This window comes from Salirhabdus sp. Marseille-P4669 (genome assembly GCF_900240405.1).
GTDB lineage: Bacteria > Bacillota > Bacilli > Bacillales > Alkalibacillaceae > OEQK01.
The window spans coordinates 306,607-326,205 of record NZ_OEQK01000001.1 but is presented as its reverse complement, the minus strand read 5'-3'; the positions used below and the strand labels follow the sequence as shown (position 1 = coordinate 326,205).

19 protein-coding genes are annotated in these 19,599 nt (G+C 38.6%); 8 read left to right on the top strand and 11 right to left on the bottom strand.

All coding sequences use genetic code 11. The annotated features are described in order from the left end of the window. Positions 1–132: 132 nt before the first annotated feature. From argS to speE, 4 genes are all read right to left on the bottom strand, one after another. On the bottom strand, positions 133–1,803 hold the full coding sequence (argS, locus tag C1A05_RS01465) for an arginine--tRNA ligase (protein ID WP_102026394.1): 1,671 nt from the start codon (positions 1,801–1,803) through the stop codon (positions 133–135). Beyond that, positions 1,800–2,240 (bottom strand): DUF1934 domain-containing protein, encoded by a 441-nt coding sequence (locus tag C1A05_RS01460; protein ID WP_159461958.1) that lies wholly within the window; start codon positions 2,238–2,240, stop codon positions 1,800–1,802. The genes argS and C1A05_RS01460 overlap by 4 nt, the downstream gene beginning before the upstream one ends. A 133-nt stretch (positions 2,241–2,373) precedes the next feature. Further along, entirely contained in the window at positions 2,374–3,246 is an 873-nt protein-coding gene (gene speB / locus C1A05_RS01455) for an agmatinase (protein ID WP_102026392.1), read from the bottom strand. A 12-nt stretch (positions 3,247–3,258) separates the two neighbouring features. Further along, positions 3,259–4,098, bottom strand: a complete 840-nt coding sequence (speE, locus tag C1A05_RS01450) for a polyamine aminopropyltransferase (protein ID WP_102026391.1) — start codon at positions 4,096–4,098, stop codon at positions 3,259–3,261. 237 nt (positions 4,099–4,335) lie between these two features. Here speE and C1A05_RS01445 point away from each other — a divergent pair, with 237 nt between their 5' ends. Continuing rightward, entirely contained in the window at positions 4,336–6,378 is a 2,043-nt protein-coding gene (locus C1A05_RS01445; protein ID WP_102026390.1) for a transglycosylase domain-containing protein, read from the top strand. Positions 6,379–6,706: 328 nt separating this feature from the next. Here the strand turns inward: C1A05_RS01445 and C1A05_RS01440 are convergent, their stop codons facing one another. Next, positions 6,707–7,225, bottom strand: coding sequence for a YwhD family protein (locus tag C1A05_RS01440; protein WP_102026389.1), 519 nt, complete (start codon positions 7,223–7,225; stop codon positions 6,707–6,709). Between the two features lie 165 nt (positions 7,226–7,390). Here C1A05_RS01440 and C1A05_RS01435 point away from each other — a divergent pair, with 165 nt between their 5' ends. Then, positions 7,391–7,579, top strand: a complete 189-nt coding sequence (locus C1A05_RS01435; protein ID WP_102026388.1) for a 2-hydroxymuconate tautomerase — start codon at positions 7,391–7,393, stop codon at positions 7,577–7,579. A gap of 77 nt (positions 7,580–7,656) precedes the next feature. Here the strand turns inward: C1A05_RS01435 and C1A05_RS01430 are convergent, their stop codons facing one another. The 4 genes from C1A05_RS01430 to C1A05_RS01415 form a co-directional block, all read right to left on the bottom strand. Further along, entirely contained in the window at positions 7,657–9,708 is a 2,052-nt protein-coding gene (locus C1A05_RS01430; RefSeq protein WP_102026387.1) for an ABC transporter permease subunit, read from the bottom strand. A 28-nt stretch (positions 9,709–9,736) separates the two neighbouring features. Beyond that, complete coding sequence (locus tag C1A05_RS01425; RefSeq protein ID WP_102026386.1) at positions 9,737–11,770, bottom strand: ABC transporter permease subunit; 2,034 nt, start codon at positions 11,768–11,770, stop codon at positions 9,737–9,739. Between the two features lie 172 nt (positions 11,771–11,942). After that, entirely contained in the window at positions 11,943–12,443 is a 501-nt protein-coding gene (locus C1A05_RS01420; RefSeq protein WP_102026385.1) for a YwgA family protein, read from the bottom strand. A gap of 13 nt (positions 12,444–12,456) precedes the next feature. Then, a complete protein-coding gene (locus tag C1A05_RS01415; RefSeq protein ID WP_102026708.1) occupies positions 12,457–13,752 on the bottom strand; it encodes an HD domain-containing protein in 1,296 nt (431 codons plus the stop codon). Between the two features lie 581 nt (positions 13,753–14,333). Between C1A05_RS01415 and C1A05_RS01410 the strand changes: the two genes are divergently transcribed. After that, positions 14,334–15,188, top strand: coding sequence for a lipoate--protein ligase family protein (locus tag C1A05_RS01410; RefSeq protein WP_373419456.1), 855 nt, complete (start codon positions 14,334–14,336; stop codon positions 15,186–15,188). A gap of 40 nt (positions 15,189–15,228) precedes the next feature. Here C1A05_RS01410 and pta read toward each other — a convergent pair whose 3' ends face one another. After that, complete coding sequence (gene pta / locus C1A05_RS01405) at positions 15,229–16,200, bottom strand: phosphate acetyltransferase (RefSeq protein ID WP_102026383.1); 972 nt, start codon at positions 16,198–16,200, stop codon at positions 15,229–15,231. A gap of 250 nt (positions 16,201–16,450) precedes the next feature. Between pta and hemQ the strand changes: the two genes are divergently transcribed. From hemQ to C1A05_RS01385, 5 genes are all read left to right on the top strand, one after another. Beyond that, positions 16,451–17,194, top strand: coding sequence for a hydrogen peroxide-dependent heme synthase (gene hemQ, locus C1A05_RS01400; RefSeq protein WP_102026382.1), 744 nt, complete (start codon positions 16,451–16,453; stop codon positions 17,192–17,194). Positions 17,195–17,245: 51 nt separating this feature from the next. Beyond that, the gene (locus C1A05_RS17920) at positions 17,246–17,386 is read left to right on the top strand and encodes a hypothetical protein (protein ID WP_159461957.1); all 141 of its coding nucleotides are present in this window, start codon (positions 17,246–17,248) and stop codon (positions 17,384–17,386) included. A 478-nt stretch (positions 17,387–17,864) separates the two neighbouring features. Further along, complete coding sequence (locus C1A05_RS01395) at positions 17,865–18,287, top strand: cell wall hydrolase (RefSeq protein WP_102026381.1); 423 nt, start codon at positions 17,865–17,867, stop codon at positions 18,285–18,287. Positions 18,288–18,481: 194 nt separating this feature from the next. Continuing rightward, positions 18,482–18,886 (top strand): spore coat protein GerQ, encoded by a 405-nt coding sequence (gerQ, locus tag C1A05_RS01390; protein ID WP_102026707.1) that lies wholly within the window; start codon positions 18,482–18,484, stop codon positions 18,884–18,886. Between the two features lie 104 nt (positions 18,887–18,990). Next, positions 18,991–19,236 (top strand): hypothetical protein, encoded by a 246-nt coding sequence (locus C1A05_RS01385; RefSeq protein WP_102026380.1) that lies wholly within the window; start codon positions 18,991–18,993, stop codon positions 19,234–19,236. Here C1A05_RS01385 and C1A05_RS01380 read toward each other — a convergent pair. Next, on the bottom strand, positions 19,233–19,598 hold the full coding sequence (locus C1A05_RS01380; RefSeq protein ID WP_102026379.1) for a DUF423 domain-containing protein: 366 nt from the start codon (positions 19,596–19,598) through the stop codon (positions 19,233–19,235). The genes C1A05_RS01385 and C1A05_RS01380 overlap by 4 nt on opposite strands. Between the last annotated feature and the right edge of the window lies 1 nt (position 19,599).

Here is a 19,599-nt window from a genome sequence, read left to right as displayed (position 1 = left end):
CCGAATTCCACCCACATCTTGTCGATTTCTCACACCAACCTAATGAATTCCACCCATATCTTACCGAATACTCACGTCAACATGCCGAATCCACCAAAAAAACCTCCCCATTTACGGGAGGTTTTTTTACTATTACATTTTTTCCGGAGCATGAACCCCTATTAATCTCAATGCATTCGCAATCGTAATCCGAACTGCTTCAATAAGTGCTAAACGTGCTTTTGTCCGTTCCATTTCGTTAAAGTCTAGCACCTTTTCTGCATTGTAAAAGCTGTGTAACGCAGATGCTAATTCAAAAACAAATTGCGTGACACGGTGTGGCGTACGTTTCACCGCCGCTTCCCCTACTGCACTCGGGAATTCACCTAATTTCTTCAGCAAATCAACTTCTTTTTCAGATTGAATTTGCGTTAAGTCAACTTTTGCTTCTGGCTTCAAGCCTTTTTCCGCTGCTTGACGCAGCATGCTACAAATACGAGCATGGGCATATTGCACATAATACACTGGATTTTCATTCGACTGGGATGTTGCCAAATCCATATCAAAGTCTAAGTGGGAATCGTTTGAACGCATAATGAAGAAATAGCGAACCGCATCTAGGCCAACTTCCTCCATTAACTCAATCATCGTTACTGCTTTACCAGTACGCTTGCTCATTTTAACAATTTCCCCATTTTGAATGAGGTTTACCATTTGAATAATCGACACTTCTAGCTGCTTCGGATCAAAGCCAAGCGCCTCCATTGCAGCCTTCATACGTGGAATATACCCGTGGTGATCAGCGCCCCACACGTTAATTAACGTATTAAATCCTCGATCAAACTTCGTCTTATGATAGGCAATGTCTGGAGTCAAGTACGTATAGGACCCATCTTGCTTCACTAATACCCGGTCCTTATCATCTTTAAAATCGGTAGTACGGAACCAAAGAGCACCGTCTTTTTCATATAAGAAGCCTTTTTCCTTTAATGCTTGAACAGCTTCTTCTACTTTCCCATCTGTATAAAGAGATGTTTCCGAGAACCAGTTATCAAAGGATACTCGGTACGTTTCCAAATCCTTCTTAATACGATCCAACAGAAAGTCTAAGCCGTACTGTCTACAAAAAGCAACCCGATCTTCATCAGATGCATTCGCCCATTTGTCTTTATATTCCGCAGCCATTTTTTCACCAAGTGCCACAATATCTTTCCCTTGGTAGCCATCCTCTGGCATCTCTGCATCCTCACCTAATGCTTGGAGATAGCGAGCTTCTACGGATTTTGCTAGGTTGTTCATTTGATTTCCTGCATCATTGATATAATATTCTCGCTCGACCTCATAGCCTGCTTTTTCCATAATATTTGCTAAGGAGTCACCAAATACCGCACCACGCGCATGGCCTAAATGAAGGGTTCCGGTCGGATTGGCCGATACAAATTCGATTTGAACCTTCTCCCCATTCCCAGCATTGGACTTTCCATACTCCTCTTGCTCCTGTAAAATCGTCGGAATCAAATCTGTTAAATAAGAGGAATCTAAATAAAAGTTGATAAAGCCCGGTCCAGCAATATCTATTTTCTTAATCGATGCTTTCGTTTGGTCAAATTGCTGGATAAGCTCTTCCGCAATTTGGCGAGGCGCTTTTTTCGCGATTCGAGCTAATTGCATCGCCATGTTCGTTGCATAATCCCCGTGCGCCTTATCCTTTGGCACCTCTAACACGACTTCAGGTATGTCTTCCTCCGCTGCCAAATTCGCCTTTACAACCGCTTGAACAATCTCTGCCTTTAACTTTTGTTCTGTGACTTCAACTATATTCACGAATTTCCCTTCCTTTCATACGTGAGCACCAAATCATGCTTCGTCGGATCTTGCTCATTTAACCGCAACATATAGGTTATCGTTAGTTTTCCCTTTGTTTTACCTTCCACTTCTTCAAATGCAATTTCTTGTGTGTTCGTTTCCATCCGCATCGTACCGAATGGGTGGTAATAGGTACTTTCGGTAATCTGGTCTTTCTTGAAAATTTGATTCATTTTCACATGACCACTACGTTTAATCGCTACTTTCTCGCTCCCAATGGTCACCATATTCCGAACACTATTTCCATCTTCTACTGTTTCGTTAAAAAGTAAAACATATGTATCTTCATTACTATAAAATTTCCCATTTGCTACAACATCGATTTGCTCCCGTTCCTCTGGGTCTGAGATAATTGTTTTTAATGTTACTTTAACATTAGTCGGTTTTGTAGCCAAGATTTTTCTCTCCGATCCTTTAATAAAGTGAAAATTCCAGCAGTAAACATGTTCACTGCTGGATTTTATTCATTATTATACAATTTTTAAACGTATTCATACTATTCCTGCACGAAATTTATTCATGCTATACCTATTTGACCCACCCTAATAGCATTTCCCGAATAAATTTACTTGCTGCAATCGGCGTTTTCTCAGTTGGGTCATAAACTGGTGCCACCTCTACTAAATCAGCACCAATGACAGTTACATCCGACTGAGCAATATATTGAATCGCTTGGAGTAATTCCTTAGACGAGATTCCCCCTGCCTCCGCTGTACCTGTACCAGGAGCATACGCTGGGTCTAACACGTCAATATCAATCGTAACATACACTGGACGACCTGCTAACGTAGGTAAAACTTCCTTTAACGGCTCTGCGACTTCAAATTTGCTCATATGCATACCAGATTCTTTAGCAAATTGAAACTCCTCGCGCATTCCAGACCGAATCCCAAAGGAATATACATTATTCGGACCAATTAAATCACATGCTTTTCGAACTGGAGTAGAATGGGACAGCTCCTCCCCTTCATATTCCTCTCGTAAGTCTGCATGTGCATCAATATGAATAAGTGCCATATTTGGGTACTTCTCGTAAACAGCCTTTATAATCGGAACTGTAACGAGGTGTTCCCCGCCCATTCCTAGAGGAAACTTACCTAGGTCTAAAATTTTCTTTACGTAATCTTGAATCATATCTAAGCTACGTTGAGGGTTACCAAATGGAAGGGGAATATCCCCGGCATCAAAATAGTTCACTTCTTCTAAATGCTTATCCATATACGGACTATATTCTTCTAGTCCTAAAGAAGCTTCCCGAATTCGGTTCGGGCCAAACCGAGAACCTGGACGGAAGCTAACCGTCCAATCCATTGGCATACCATATAAAATAACGTCTGCATCCTCAAAGGTAGGACGACTCATAATAAATACTTTTCCTGAATATCCTTCGTCAAAACGCATGTTTTCCCACCTCTACTCTGTTAAATCCTTTACAAACTTCGGTAAAACAAAAGCAGCCTGATGTAGCTCTTTTGTATAATATTTCGTATCTATTTCATGGAATCGTTCTTCTTTTACTTGTAGTGGATCGTAAATTTTACTGCCTAACGTAAACGTCCATAATCCACTCGGATACGTAGGTATATTCGCTGTATAAAGCCTCGTAATTGGAAAAATTTCTTTTACATCTGCGTACACTTGCTTGATTAAATCTGCCTTGAACCATGGATTATCGGTTTGGGCGATGAAAATGCCATCCGGCTTTAATGCTTTGGAGATTCCCGCATAAAATCCCTTTGAAAACAAGTTCACTGCCGGTCCAACTGGTTCGGTGGAATCTACCATGATCACATCATACGCCTGCTCACTTTGCGCAATGTGCATAAATCCATCATCGACTTTCACTTCCACACGGGCATCATCTAACGCTCCAGCTATTTCTGGTATATATTTTTTCGAATACTCGATTACCTTGCCATCGATTTCAACTAATGTTGCCTTTTCCACGGAAGGATGCTTCAATACTTCACGAATAACACCGCCATCTCCTCCTCCAACAACAAGCACCTGCTTCGGATTCGGATGGGTAAATAACGGTACATGGGCTACCATTTCATGATATACAAATTCATCTTTAATCGTGGTCATCACCATTCCATCTAGTACAAGCATATTACCCCATTCTTCTGTTTCATACATATCTAATTTTTGAAACTCTGTTTGCTCTGTGTGTAATGTTTGCTTGATTTTCGCTGTGATTCCAAAGTTCTCTGTTTGCTTTTCTGTAAACCATAATCCACCCACAATGATCATCCTTTCTATATCCATAATCCTCAGGCATTTATCCTTTGGTATTTTTAACCATGAAATGAACAATTTTCTATCAAACATACAAATTATAGAGAATTATGACATAAAAGTTAAGTATTTTTTTGTTTCTACAAAAATTCTACATTTTGAATGTGAAAAGGTTTAAAACAACCGGACGATTTCCATACTGTTAACATTGATTCGACTTCTTTTGTTGAACTCCATGAAAGGTGATGTTGCATGTCAAGCGTTGAGTGTTTCTCATTCTTTGCAAAAATAAAGAAAAAACATATTGTATATAGTTTGGTTATTTCCTTTTGCACTTTTCTTATATTAGCCATAAGTGTACTCTTTTATGTTTATTTACAAGGTCCCCCACCATTAACAAGTGATCAAAATACCGTTCTTTTTTCAGAAGATGAAAAAGTCATTGGGGTAAAACACGGTAGCCAAAACCGTTATTGGGTTCGATTAGACGAAATCTCCCCACATGTAAAAAAAGCGTTCCTAGCAACAGAAGATCAATCCTTTTACAATCATTTTGGATTTGATATTCCCAGAATAGTAGCGGCAGCAAGCAAAAATGTGCTTGCTATGAAGAAGGCAGAAGGAGCAAGCACGATTACACAGCAATATGCGAGGAACCTTTACTTATCCCATGAAAAAACGTGGAAACGAAAAATCAATGAAGCCCTTTACGCCTTACGTTTGGAAATGTTTTATGACAAAAATGACATTTTGGAAGGGTACTTAAATACGATTTATTTCGGTCATGGAAACTATGGTATTGAAGCTGCTAGTCGGTACTATTTTAATAAACATGCTAATGAGTTAACGTTAGCGGAGGCTGCATTACTAACGGGTATCCCAAAAGGACCAACCTATTATTCTCCTATTAATCATCCAGAGCATGCGAAAGCACGACAAGAGCTTATACTGCACGTCATGAAGAACGAAGGAATTATATCGGAAAAGGATTTCCATAACGCCTTACAATCGGAGCTCGTCATTGCACAGGAAGAAGAAAGAGTAGGAAACCAAATTGCCCCTTATTTCCAAGATGTTGTATTGCAGGAGGCAGAAAAGCTGTTAGGTAAAAGCCGTGACGAAATTGAAACAGGCGGGTACAAAATTTATACAACCTTAAAGCAAGACATGCAAATGGAGCTTGAGGAGGTAACAGAAGACACTATTGAAGAGGAGTCGTCCATACAAGCTGCTGCCATTAGTTTAGATCCCAAAACAGGAGGAATACAAGCTCTAATTGGTGGACGAGATTATACAGAAAGCCCATTTAACCGAGCAACTCAGGCGAAAAGAATGGCAGGGTCAACCTTTAAACCATTTCTCTATTATGCAGCTTTAGAAAAAGGATACTCACCAGCAACTCCTTTAGAAAGCAGTCCAACACAATTTGAAATAGATGGCGGGAAGGTGTATGCCCCGTCTAATTATAATGGGTATTATGCATATGATTCGATCACACTCGCACAGGCTTTAGCTCTATCAGACAATATTTATGCAGTGAAGACGAACCTTTTTGTTACTCCAGAAGTATTAGTCGATACGGCTAAGCAATTCGGAATATCGAGCTATTTACCTGAAGTTCCATCTTTAGCATTAGGAACAGCGTCTGTTTCCGTTTTGGAAATGACAAAAGGCTATGCAGTACTCGCGAATAACGGAAAAGAGGTACGACCACATACCGTGACGAAAATTACCGATTCGAACGGTACTATCTTGTACGAAAGAAAAAAACAAAAGCTAGAGCAACGATTAGATGAAAACCTATCTTTTGTCCTAACGCATTTAATGACAGGTATGTTTGATGAATCTTTAAATGATTACAGCACCGTAACGGGTGCATCTATCAATCATATGCTAACAAGGACCTACGCTGGGAAAACCGGCTCCACGAACACGGACAGCTGGATGATCGGATTCAGTCCGCAAGTCGTAACAGCTGTTTGGACAGGCTATGATCAAAACAAAAAAATGACAGCCGTTAAAGAGCATCGTTATGCAAGAGATATTTGGGCTCACTATATGGAAGGGGTGCATGAGGATTTACCTGCTGTAAAATTCCATAAGCCAAAAGGAGTGACAGCAGTCTATATGGACCCTCACACCGGTGATATTGCCGATATCGGCTGCCCGGACCGAAGACTAACGTATTTCATTAAGGGAACAGAACCAACCACCTATTGCACCCTACACGTACCAAGCGAAAAACCAGAAGAACGCGAAAAAGACGGAAGCTCAGTATGGGATTGGATTTTTTAGGGCACCTGTGTTTTAGGTGCCTGTCACTTCCCGAAATTTGTCGAATGGGGTGGGGTTTTTAGGTGCCTGTCACCCCCCGAAATTTGTCGAAATCGCTATTTCACAATAAGGAAAAAGAGGTTGCCGTAAATGGTGTTTAAGCACCAAATAACAGCAACCTCTTTTTCTGTCCTAGTAAACACATGTTACCCATGTCATCTTATTTTACAAAGTAAAGTCATAAAGCACAAGGTGTACATAAAATGTTCACAATTAATTCAAAATTTAAAACTTTTATATAAATAAGCAAAAATACTACTTATCCCATTCCACTTCAATAACGACAAGATTATAGCTCAAAAGCTTCCTTCAACTCATCTCTTGTATTTTCCCAAATTTCCGGTTTATAATCTCGTAAAAATTCACCAAGTATTTTCTTGGACTTGTTATCCATATGCTCCACAACAACTCTACCTTTTAACGATTTGTCCATATGATTCACATGCTCCGCAAGAATTTTATACCCCCGCTTAATGGAGCGATCCACAATAATTTCACTCGCAGTTACCCCATGATAAAACGGTCCATTTTCATTACGCTCGACGGTTACCCATGCAATCCAATAGTGCAGGCCATTTTCTTCTACAACGCTACGATCGGTAATAAATTTTATTCGCTTTTCCACTTTACTACGTGCATGCATTGCCCCCATATCTACAAAGGCAGTTTCTTCATTTGGATCCACGATTACTGGTGACATATTTTCTAAACTGAATGATCCACCGCCACTATAACCAGGATGGCCATCAATCGGATCGTCTTTCATTATCGTAAATTGCTTTGTCTTTTTTTGTTCTTCCCCACTCATGAGATACCCTCCTTCTAGCAAACAATTGTAAGTTGCTACCTATTTTATCACAAACCATCAAAGCCTTGCATTTTGCACGAATTGCCTAATTGACATTGTTGTCCAATTCACCCATATTAATACTATATGTTACATATGCTAAAAACAAACGAGGAGGTTATCCACATGCCATACGTTACGGTTAAAATGCTAGAAGGTCGCAACGAGGAACAAAAGAAAAATTTAGTCGAAAAAGTAACCGATGCTGTTGTCGAAACTACTGGTGCAACTCGCGAAAAGGTTGTTGTGTTTATTGAGGAAATGCCGAAGAATCATTACGCTGTTGGTGGTAAACGATTGAGTGATGAGGGGTAATAATAGAGGGATTCTTATTTATCTAGAATCCCTCTTCCATATTTCGAACACTTAGCCTCAGTCCATCCTTCTAATGGTTATCTATCCAAGCTTCGGTTTGTTTCATTGGAATACACTCTCACAAAATCTGATTTACTTGGCTTCATGGTTACATTTTGCTCATTCCTAGCCTTTTTGTTTTTCCGCATTCTTTTCGTTTTATATAATACCCCGACCTTTTCTTGCTGTATCTCTTTAACCCCTTGAATGATTAACTGCATGGCAAATATTGCAAAAACAAATGCCAGTAATACCCACAGAACAATCCAATAGTGTCCACGCAAATCATTTTTCGCATTCCCAATTATTCCAGACCATTCATAGGAAATAGAACGGGGAGGATCTGGCTGAAAAGGATCAAAGCCAAGAAAAGTTCCGCCAAAGAATAACTGAAATACACCTAAATGGATAAAAATAAGGAGTACCTGAATAAATTGTTGACCTAATAAAATAGTTAATCTTGCCCCAATATGCGGTAGAACGTGCTTTTTTAATATATGAAACTTACTTCCACCTAAGATTCTAGCACCCGCAATAAACTCTTGATTTAAAGTCTGTTTCATTTCATTTCCAATAAGTATGGACGTTAATGGAACTACTACAAAAGTTAAAATAAGAATCTCCAAGCCTATCCTTTCCGTTAAACTATAGGAGAAACCCTCCATTGAAGGTGTCAAAATTGGCACAAGTAACAAATACGCAATAACACTTAATGGTAAAAAGTGAATGGAATCCACGAACTTTTCTAGCCACTTTTGAGAAGCTGGTTTTAAGTAAAACGCATAAAAAGTCCCGAATAGAAACCCAACAAAAATTCTTAATAACGCAATAACTAAAGCAAATACCAGTGTGTATTTTGCTCCAACTACAATCTGATCCCACATACTAAATCCTAGTCGGTCTGACCCAAGTAGAAACGGATCTCCTGGTGGGTGAGGTGGTGCACTGAGCAATGTAGTACCATCATCGCCATAATGAAGCAATACTTGGTCAATACGCTCGTCTGTTGAAATAGAATAAAATAGACTATATGCAATAAATACAACAAAGAACAAAAATCCTAGCGCAAACTTCCAATTTTTCATATGCTCGAAAAAGATTTCACATCCTCTATAGATAGAACGAAAAGGATTCCAAAGGCGAATTCTAGGTAATGTTAAATCTTTAAGCCTATTTTTTATTCGCATCCTTAATGGTATGGTACTTTGTCTTTTCACCTTATTTGTTATAGGCTTACTAACTGTTATGTCCTCTTTTAGGAACCAATCAACAACCTGGTAAAAGATGAAAAATGGTGTGAAAATAAAAAGCAGCGAGATTGCAATGGTCATTGGACGAAAATCACTAATAATCAAATCGGCTAAACCACGCACATTAAATACTCTCTCTATAATAAACTGACTCGAGAGCGCACCCCATAAAATAACCTTGGAGTGATAAAAAGTATTTGGTGTAATATTTTTTATGATGTGACGCCAAAGAATACGAAACTTTTTTATCCCTTTGCTTTTCGCTAGCACAACATAATCCTTTAAAAACTCTTCCTCTATCATTAATAGTAATATCTTAAACAGCGAAACCATCGGCAATATAGATAGAGTCAAAATCGGCCCTAAATAGGCTTTTTCATCGGAATATGTCGCGACATTAAATAATTTCACACCTGTTGTTTCCAAAATGTATAGCGTTAACAACTGCAGTAGCATGGCGATAAATAAGTCCGGAATCGACTCTAATATATTCAAAATCCGCTTCACGAAACGGAAAAGAAACTTCGGCAAAAAGCTTGATAAAAAAGCAAAAACAAAAGCAAGTGCAAATCCTAGCAATAAAGCACTTAATAAAATTTGCATCGAATAGACAAACGGCTCCCAAACAACATCTAACAAAGGGAACTCCTTCGGTGGATTCCCATGGATATAGACCCATGCATTCGGGTTAAAAAATTCTATAATAAATGCACCTAAAGCTTTGAAATAACTGAGGACGTCAAATATTCCATTCGTTGCAAATGCTTGTGGTGCGATACTAATGCTTAAGATCCCCAAAACACCCAGCAAATAAAAGAATATTACGTTTACTAGTTTCATAGAGTCCACCTCCTTGTTCCGATTTTATCTAGAGTTTTTCCTCAAAGGTTTCCCGATCTGTGTAGACCCTCGTAAATGTAACTTGCTCTCTTGTAACGCTTTCCTCCTGTTTCCATTCGTCGTTCTTATTACGACGCAACCTTCTCTTATTGTAAAGCACCCCAACTTTTTCTTGCTGCACTTCTTTTACTCCTTGAATGATCAACTGCATTGCAAAGATGGAGATCATAAATGCCAATAACACCCAAAGAACAATCCAAAAATCTCCTCTCAATTCATTTTTAGTATTTCCAATCAAACCAGACCATTCGTGTGTAATCGATCTTGGTGGATCACCAGGCTTAATAAAGGTTCCACCAAAAAAGAAGTCAAACACACCTAAATGAATGAAAATTAACAGTACTTGAATGAACTGCTGCCCAAAGAAAATGGTTAACCTTGGGCCAATATGAGGAAAGATATGCTTTCGTAAAATATGAAGCTTGCTTCCACCTAAAATATGAGCACTAGCAATAAACTCCTGTTGCATCACCTGTTTTATTTCCTTTCCAATCAAAATAGATGTTAGTGGCACAACAAGAAATGTGAGAATGATTATCTCTAGTAATATCCGTTCATTAAACGTGTAGGTAAACCCCATTGCTGTTGGCATTACAATCGGTGTTAACAATAAATAAGCGATGACACTCAACGGAAGAAAGTGAATCGAATCGATTACTTTTTCCAAACCCTTTTGGAATCTTGGCTTACAATAATATGCATAAACAATTCCAAACACAAAGCCTATGACTACTCTTAGAAGTGCTATGATGATAGCAAAAATAAGTGTGAATTTTGCACCTACTACAATTTGATCCCACAAACTAAAACCCAATTGATCAGATCCTAGTAAAAACGGCTCACCAGGTGGATGGGCTGGGGTACTGAGTAATGTTATCCCATCCTCCGCATAATGGAGTCGCACTTGATCGATATGATTATTGGTTAACATAGAATAGAAACTACTATACGAAATAACCACAATAAAGAATAAGAAACCTACAGCAAACTTCCAATTTTTCATATGTACGACAAATCCCTTAATCCCACTAAGGAGGGCCCGCAAAGGATGAGGTTTATTTATAGTTGGCAGGCTCATTTTCTTGAAGCGTGGTCGTATCTTTAGACCAGTAAACCATCTATCTCTTTTGCCTTTAAATAGGAGCGGCTGGCTAATCATTCGATCTTCTTTAATCATGAAATCAACAAACTGGTAAAACAAAAAGAAAGGTGTGAAGACAAGGATAAGTGCTACCGCAATAGTAATTGGCCTAAAATCCCCAATTAATATATCTGATAATCCCCGGACATTAAATACACGCTCAATAACAAACTGACTAGACAATGCACCCCAAACAATTACTTTAGAATGATAGAACGTATTCGGTAGGATATTCTTCAAAACGTGACGGGACAAAATATAAAATTTCTTCATCCCTTTACTTTTGGCCAACACTACATAATCTTTTAGTAGCTCTTCCTCAATCATGAGGAGTAAAATTTTGAATAACGATACCATTGGTAGAATAGCTAAGGTTATGATTGGAGCTAGATAAGCTTTTTCATCATAGGTGGCAACATGGAAGATTATAATTCCGGTTGCATCAAAAATCGCTAATGTAAGGAGCTGCAGTGACATAGCAATAAATAAATCAGGAATAGACTCTAATATGTTTACCAGCCGTTTCACTTGATTGAACATAACCTTTGGCAAAAAGTTGGCAAGAAACGCAAATAGAAAGGCAAGTAAAAACCCAACGATTAATGCACTTAGTAAAATCTGCATGGAATAGACAAACGGATCCCAGACCACATCGATTATCGGAAATTCGTGTGGTGGATTACCGTAGACATACACCCAAGCATCTGGACTAAAAAATTCCACAACAAATTGACCGAACGCCTTCCCATAGCTCACGACATCAAAAATTCCAGTTGTCGCAAATACTTGTGGTGCTATACTAACACCTAAAATTCCAAGTACTCCAAGTAAATAATAAAACATTAGTTTAACTATTTTCATATAGGTACTCCTATCTTAACAATAGCTCTTTGGCCTCATGTTAAAGTCACAAAAATCCATTTCTTGGTATTGATAACATACCAGATTTATCGCAATATTGGAATAATTTTTAACAAAAATAAAATCGACAATCTGTTTCAACTGATTGCCGATGTAGTATATTTAAAAAGTATTAGTGCAAATGCTTCATTTCACGAATAAATTCCCAAGCCTCTACCAGCTCATCCTCTGTATAGTTTTGCTTCTTTTTTACGATTAATACTTTTTCCTCTACCTCTTCCTTAGGTAGGTGGTCAAAATACATCATCGTAGATACTAACTCTAGGAATCGAGAGCTTACGCCATTCATTTTTTCAATATGTTTACTCAAATTAGGCATGTCCATATCAAAATGCTGAAGGAACTTTTCTCCTTCCTCTGTTAGGGAATAAAGGTATTGATAATAGCTGCTTTTTTTCTCTTTTTCCTCATTCAAAAATCCAAGATTAACGAGTTCTTCAACCTGAAGTGTTAGTTCTTCTGAATAAGGACCATAAAAATGAAATTGGTATCGCTCGTTAAATGGGATGTTACACTTTTTCAAAATATAGATCATCTTTTGTAATCTTTTTCTCCCAATAATTTGTTCACATTGGGAAAAAAACGTTATTAATTTTGCATGTTCCTTTAACAAAAGTGCTCAACTCCTAACCTCTCAAAATTTCTAAAATACGTTTTTTCGTAGGATCTGTATCGTCTAAAGCTTCAATAAAATCAGAAGGATAATAAAGCTTATGATCTGTCCGCTTCTTACCTGAAATAGCCTCTACAATTTCAGATTGACGGGAGAGCTCCTTTAGATCCCCATTTTTCATTTGCAAGTATATCGGCAGTCGTTCCTCTTCTTCTCCCGGACGATAAAAGTCATAAGGTAGATCAGAAGATGAATCGACTTCTAAATAGTAATCTGGATCTATACCCGCTTTTACAAACAGACTGTGCAGCTCCATGTACTCACCAATCTGTTGATTTGGGTTGAATTCAATATATTTAAACAAGTGACGATTCACAAAACGATTGCATAAATCACTTAAAACGGGATCCTTCTCGTCCTTCCATATTTGGAAATAGTAGTTTACGACAGACTCGTCCAGCTTTAAGTAGTCTTCTAAGCTCGGATTATCATCAAAGAAAGACTTGAAATGTATTGGTTCTAGATGGAATGCATAATTGCTTTTGTATAGATGTCTTGCTCGATGTAGTATTTTGGTTAAAATGACCTCTGAGCTTCTCGTTACCGGATGAAAATACACTTGCCAGTACATTTGGTAACGACTCATAATATAATCCTCTACAGCATGCATCCCACTCGCCTTAACGACGACCTGCTCATCCATTGGACGCATAACTCGAAGCAAGCGCTCCATATCGAAATGCCCATAGCTAACGCCCGTATAATACGCATCTCGCTGCAAATAATCCATACGATCGGCATCAATTTGGCTCGAAATTAAACTAACTACTAGTTTGTTCGGATACGTCTTCGCAATCACATCCGCTACTTTTTGCGAAAAGCCCGGCTCTACCTTTTCCAATATTTTATTAATAGATGTATCCCCTAAAATAATAGCTTGTGTGTAGTCTTCGTGGTCCAAGTCAAACACTTTTTCAAAGGAATGGGAAAATGGCCCGTGACCTAAATCGTGTAGGAGGCCTGCCGCTAAGCAAAGCAACCTCTCTTCATCGTTCCAATCCTTATTCCCTCTAAAGTTATCGATAATTCTTCTCACAATCTCATAAACACCTAGTGAATGATTAAAACGGCTATGCTCCGCTCCATGAAACGTAAAAAAAGACGTACCAAGTTGTTTGATTCGCCTTAACCGTTGAAACTCAGGTGTCCCTATTAAATCCCAAATCACTCGATCACGCACATGAACATAACGGTGAACTGGATCTTTAAATACTTTCTCTTCACTTAACTGTTCGTTGCGATAAGCCATTTTTGTACGACCTTTCCATTTCAAAATACACGTCCACTTTATTGTTACAATTTTCAACAATAAAGAACAAATTCATCCATTGTTTATCTATTATATATAATAATTTTTAAAAATAACACCTTGATTTTTTCAAAAACTCCCCTAACCATTTTTGAAAGCAAGCTATTGCCGTATTTTACCACAGAAGAAAAGTACGAATATTTTTAAAATGAGGCAAAAGTCCCGGATTAGAGTTGTTTAATGAGGGATTTTTGTGCTTAGTTGGAGAATTAATATGTTTTATTGTGGAATTATTACGCTCCATCGTGGAATTTAACTCATTTATTGTTGAATTCCATGCATATTTTGTTGAATCCTCACGCCTTATTGTCGAATTCCCTTCATATTTTGTTGAATTATCACGCTCTATTAACGGATACTTACCCTCCCCCCCCCCGAAATCCTCATCCCCAGGATTTTACTCCACCACCCAAGACATCCCCACATCCAGACATAGAATGCCCTCCCAAACATTCCACCCCCATAACCCACCATATAATTTGATATACTAATACCGAACTATTTTCAAAATGAAGGAGCATATCATGACAAATCCACATGCCTTATTACATGTTGAACATATACGTATTATCGACCAATCGAAAGAGACTCACTTGTCCGCGATGAAATCCTTCGCAACAGATGATGCTCTCTGTTTATCTGTAAGTGAGCAATACTCTCCTCAGACCGCTAGACTATGGGTCCATGATAAAACAATTGTCTTAGGCATTCCAGATAGCCGTCTTCCCTATTTACATGATGGGGTGTCCTATTTAGAAAAGGAAGGATTTCAAGTTGTAGTCCGTAATTCTGGTGGACTTGCTGTTGTATTAGATGAAGGCGTGTTAAATCTATCCTTCGTGTTCCCAGAAGCCAAAAAATTAAGCATACACGCCGGCTACGAGGCAATGGTCTCCTTCATTCAAGCGCTTTTCGAAAAGGAAGGTAAATCGATTGAAGCATTTGAAGTTGTAGGCTCTTATTGTCCAGGAGATTATGATTTAAGCATTGGCGGCAGAAAATTTGCAGGCATCTCCCAGCGAAGAGTGAAAAATGGGACGGCTGTGCAAATTTATATTTGCGTAACTGGAAGTGGTGCGGAAAGGGCAGCACTCGTACGCACATTTTACGACATCGCGTTACAAGGAGAAAGTCATTCCTTCGATTACCCAACCATTCAACCAAATACAATGGCATCGTTACAAGAACTATTTGATCGCCCGATTACTGTGGAAGAGGTTTGTAAGGATATCATTCAAAGATTAACGGAATTTTCAAGGCAAGTATCCTACGAAGCCTTACACGATCAAGAAATTGAATGGTATGAAAAACGATTAAACCAAATGGTGGATCGTAATGAGAAGGCTTTTGCAACGATTGAAAAAAGATCCGAATAAAATAAATGGGCTTCTTTTAAAAAAAGAAAGCCCATTCTTATTATAACGACTGTGCTGCAGTAATTAATGCTAGCTTATATACATCCTCTTCATTACAACCTCTAGATAGGTCATTCACTGGTCTATTTAACCCTTGCAAGATGGGACCAACTGCTTCAAAGTTTCCTAATCGTTGTGCAATTTTATAGCCAATATTGCCTGCTTCTAGGCTCGGAAAAATAAATATGTTCGCATCCCCTTGAATAGGTGAATCCGGAGCTTTCTTTTGTGCTACAGACGGTACAAACGCTGCATCAAACTGAAACTCCCCATCAATTACTAATGCACCATTCTTTTCTTTTGCAAGCGCAATTGCCTTTTCTACCTTTTCCGTTTCTGGGGACTTTGCTGAACCTTTTGTCGAAAAGCTTAGCATCGCTACCCGCGGTTCAATTCCAAATAAATGAGCTGTTTCGGCACTTTCCACTGCAATTTCTGCTAAATCCTCACTCGTTGGGGCAATATTTATTGCGCAATCGGCAAATACGTATTTTTCATCCTCACGTACCATTATAAAGACACCCGATGTTTTCTTAATGCCTTCTTTTGTTTTAATAATTTGTAATGCTGGTCGTACCGTATCCGCTGTTGAATGAGCTGCACCACTTACTAGTCCATCTGCTTCATTCATATAGACAAGCATCGTCCCGAAGTAGTTCTCATCCTTTAAAAGCTTTTCAGCATCTTCTTTAGTTGCCTTCCCTTTTCTTCTCTCTACAAAGCGATTTACCATTTCTTCAAACTTTTCATAGTTGTCTGGGTCGATAATGTCGCAGCCTATGATCGTTGTTTCCACAGCTGTAGCTTTCTGTTTTATTTTTTCCTCATTACCAATTAGTACAGGTTTTACTTGACTTTCTTTTGCTAGTCTTCCAGCAGCTTTTAGGATTCTTTCATCCATCGCCTCAGGGAATACAATTCTTTTATGTTCATTATGTAATTTTTCTTTTAAGGTCGAAAACAAGTCACTCATTTAAACATTCCTCCTATTGCTTATCTGTTATATATATTATATGAAATCTGTAATAGTTAAAAGCTATTTGTTCTTACAGATTCGTGCCAATTTACTTTTTAATATGCCCGTTATGGGATAAGCTAACCATAGAACCATCCAAACTGCAAAATCGCAACAAAATTGTCATTCTTCTCTTTTAAAAATGGACTTTACTTATGATATAGTTTAATTGCATAAAATAATAGCACGATATAAAGGAGCGATATAGATGGCTGAGGCAGTAGAAACTTTAGATGGTTGGTATTGTCTTCATGATTTTAGAAGTATTGACTGGACATCCTGGAAGGCAGCATCAGAGGACCAACGTCAAACAGCATTACAAGAGTTGCAGAATTTATATACAAACTGGGAACAAATCGAAAAGGGCCGCGAGGGTAGCTTTGGTGTTTACTCCATTGTTGGTCAAAAGGCAGATTTCTTATTTATCCACTTACGCCCTACGATGGAAGAATTAAATAGAGTTGAAACAGAATTTAATAAGTCAACATTCGCTGAGTTTTTAGTACCTACATATTCCTATGTATCTGTTGTGGAGCTCTCAAATTACCTTGCAAAAGGAAAAGACCCAGAAACAGATCCAGAACTTCAAGCTCGCTTAAAGCCTGTTTTACCTAAGTGGGAGCATGTGTGCTTCTATCCTATGGACAAGCGTCGTGAAGGACAAGATAACTGGTACAGCGCTTCGAAAGAGGAACGTGGTAAATTAATGATGGAGCACGGCATGACTGGTCGTAAATATGCTGGTAAGGTCCGTCAGATCATTACTGGTTCCATAGGTTTTGACGATTGGGAATGGGGTGTGACACTTTACGCACATGACGTATTACAATTTAAAAAGCTCGTATACGAAATGCGTTTTGATGAAGTAAGTGCACGCTTCGCTGAGTTCGGTTCCTTCTATGTAGGTCAACGTGTAACGATGGAGCAAGTACCTGAAATACTAAAATTATAATATTTGGTCTCTAAATCCAAATCTGTTTACCGCATTCTTCTTGAAAGGAGTGTGTACAGGTTTGGATTTTCTTTTGGTGAGATTAGTGCGCTTGGCGGGATCGGTGCACTTCTCGAAACTGGCGCACTTGGCGGGATAGGTGCACTTCGCGAAATTGGCGCACTTGGCGAAATTGTTGCACTTGGCGAGTAAATTGTAGAACACGGCGCGTATTTCCACTGATTAAAGAATAAAAAGCCAATTTAGACGCGTATATACGATTTAGAAGAGTAAATCGTTCAAACAGACGCGTAACATTACGATTCTTAAGAATATTTCCCTTTGAATGGCGAATATTTAAAATTATTTCCGGTTTTCCCCTCTGAATTTCGGCCCGGCTAAACCTAAAAAGGTAAGCTTCAGTATTACAAGCCCATCATTGTAGCTAAATAATTCCATACTAGCATCACGTCGCCCGAAACACTCAACTTATATAGTAATCACGCACCTGCTCCTCTAAAATCGAACCATGCCCGCCCCAATAATATCAACATTTCATAAGCTTTTAATCCTCATATTTGAGCATTCCATACATATACATTTTACAGAGATTAATTATCAAAAAAATGGAACAATCACCCAACGAAAAACATAGACTGCTGTGTAGTGTCATAAAGTGAGGTGATTTTGTTTGGCTGTCATTCCATTTACGGCTCAGGATCAGAAGCTGTTAGCACGATTAATGCGAGCAGAGGCTGAGGGAGACGGACAATTAGGTATGTTAATGGTAGGGAACACAGGTGTTAACCGTGTTCTGTCTGACTGCCTAGATTTTAAATCTTTACGCACCGTTCGAGATATGGTTTTTCAATCACCAGGTGGATTTGAAGCTACACAGAAAGGCTATTTCTATCAAAGAGCACGTTCGAAGGATCTAGATTTGGCACTTAAAGTATTAAATGGTCGAAGAGAGCATCCTGCAACGAACTCTCTATGGTTTTTTATGCCACAGGGAAGCTGCCCGGCTCAATGGTTTGGGCAATGGAATACGGGTAGGTTTAAATCTCATTGTTTTTATGCTCCAACACAATCTGAGTGTCCAAATGTTTATTAATAGAAAGGAGAATGTCATTCATGAGTAAAAACGAGAAAAATTTAGGTTCTTATGGAGTTCCGTCGTTTGATACGGGAGAAAATCCATACTTTGATTATCCAGCAGCACCCCTACAACAAGGGCAACAAACAGGCTTTCCTGGTGGGCCTCAAGGTGGCTTTCCTCAAGGTGGTTTTGCCCCAGGTGGTGCAGGTATGCCAATGCAAGGGGGACAGATGCCTGGTATGGGAATGATGCCAATGCAAGGGGGGCAAATGCCTGGTATGGGAATGATGCCAACTCAAGGTGGAATGATGCCACCACAAGTACCTAGTGGCGGTGGATTCCCTGGGCAAGTAGGGGGCCAACCATTCCAAGAAGAATCGTATATTGAAAATATTCTACGTTTAAACAGAGGCAAAATGGCTACTGTTTACATGACCTTCGAAAATAATAGCGAGTGGAACGCAAAAGTATTTAAAGGAATTGTTGAAGCAGCAGGAAGAGATCATATTGTATTAAGCGACCCACAAACTGGTAGAAGGTATTTACTACTTATGGTTTACCTGGACTACATTACGTTTGACGAAGAATTAAATTACGAATATCCATTTGCATAAGAAAAAGGTAAAGCCTTTAACAAGAAAAGGAGTATCCTTTGTACCTTTAGGATACTCCTTTTTAAAGCATTATTTATTTTTTATAGGAAAGGTGGATGAGCCCATTGTACCAATCCAACAAGTTATTCGATTTACATTATAAATTAATGGGTGCTAGCGCTATTATTGGCATACTAGCCATATGGTTGGATCAGTATACATTTTTAATTCTATTCGCTTTTTATGCATTAACCGCAAGCTTTGTTTGTGCAGGCCTTGCATATTACTATCGACATAATCGCAATGCTTTCGTAATCGAAATACTAAGGGCCATTCTCGTATTTTTTCTAGCTACTTTTTTATACTTTTAAACGTTTTTTAGTACTGCAACACCTAAAAGAATCCAGCCAATTAGAAACGCGACTCCACCAAGAGGTGTGATCATTGCAAACAGCTTGATTCCTGTAGTGGAATACATATATAAACTTCCAGAGAATAACACGATACCAATTAAGAAAAACCATCCCGCTCCATTTAGAGATACATTTGCTTTCATCGCAATAAAGCTTGTAGCAAGTAATGCGACGGTATGAAACATTTGGTACGTAACCGCTTTTTCCCATGTATTCAACATTTTTTCTGTTAATCTACCTTCTAGTCCATGGGCTCCAAAAGCGCCTAAAGCAACAGAGAGAAAACCATTTACAATTGCTGCTAGTAAAAAAAATTTCATT

Excerpts from the sequence above, each read along its gene's own strand:
- speB (WP_102026392.1), bottom strand. The coding sequence starts at position 3,246 with ATGCGTTTTGACGAAGGATATTCAGGAAAAGTATTTATTATGAGTCGT.
- speE (WP_102026391.1), bottom strand. The coding sequence starts at position 4,098 with ATGATCATTGTGGGTGGATTATGGTTTACAGAAAAGCAAACAGAGAAC.
- C1A05_RS01445 (WP_102026390.1), top strand. The coding sequence starts at position 4,336 with ATGTCAAGCGTTGAGTGTTTCTCATTCTTTGCAAAAATAAAGAAAAAA.
- C1A05_RS01440 (WP_102026389.1), bottom strand. The coding sequence starts at position 7,225 with ATGAGTGGGGAAGAACAAAAAAAGACAAAGCAATTTACGATAATGAAA.
- C1A05_RS01435 (WP_102026388.1), top strand. The coding sequence starts at position 7,391 with ATGCCATACGTTACGGTTAAAATGCTAGAAGGTCGCAACGAGGAACAA.
- C1A05_RS01430 (WP_102026387.1), bottom strand. The coding sequence starts at position 9,708 with ATGAAACTAGTAAACGTAATATTCTTTTATTTGCTGGGTGTTTTGGGG.
- C1A05_RS01425 (WP_102026386.1), bottom strand. The coding sequence starts at position 11,770 with ATGAAAATAGTTAAACTAATGTTTTATTATTTACTTGGAGTACTTGGA.
- C1A05_RS01415 (WP_102026708.1), bottom strand. The coding sequence starts at position 13,752 with ATGGCTTATCGCAACGAACAGTTAAGTGAAGAGAAAGTATTTAAAGAT.
- pta (WP_102026383.1), bottom strand. The coding sequence starts at position 16,200 with ATGAGTGACTTGTTTTCGACCTTAAAAGAAAAATTACATAATGAACAT.
- hemQ (WP_102026382.1), top strand. The coding sequence starts at position 16,451 with ATGGCTGAGGCAGTAGAAACTTTAGATGGTTGGTATTGTCTTCATGAT.
- gerQ (WP_102026707.1), top strand. The coding sequence starts at position 18,482 with ATGCCAATGCAAGGGGGACAGATGCCTGGTATGGGAATGATGCCAATG.
- C1A05_RS01380 (WP_102026379.1), bottom strand. The coding sequence starts at position 19,598 with ATGAAATTTTTTTTACTAGCAGCAATTGTAAATGGTTTTCTCTCTGTT.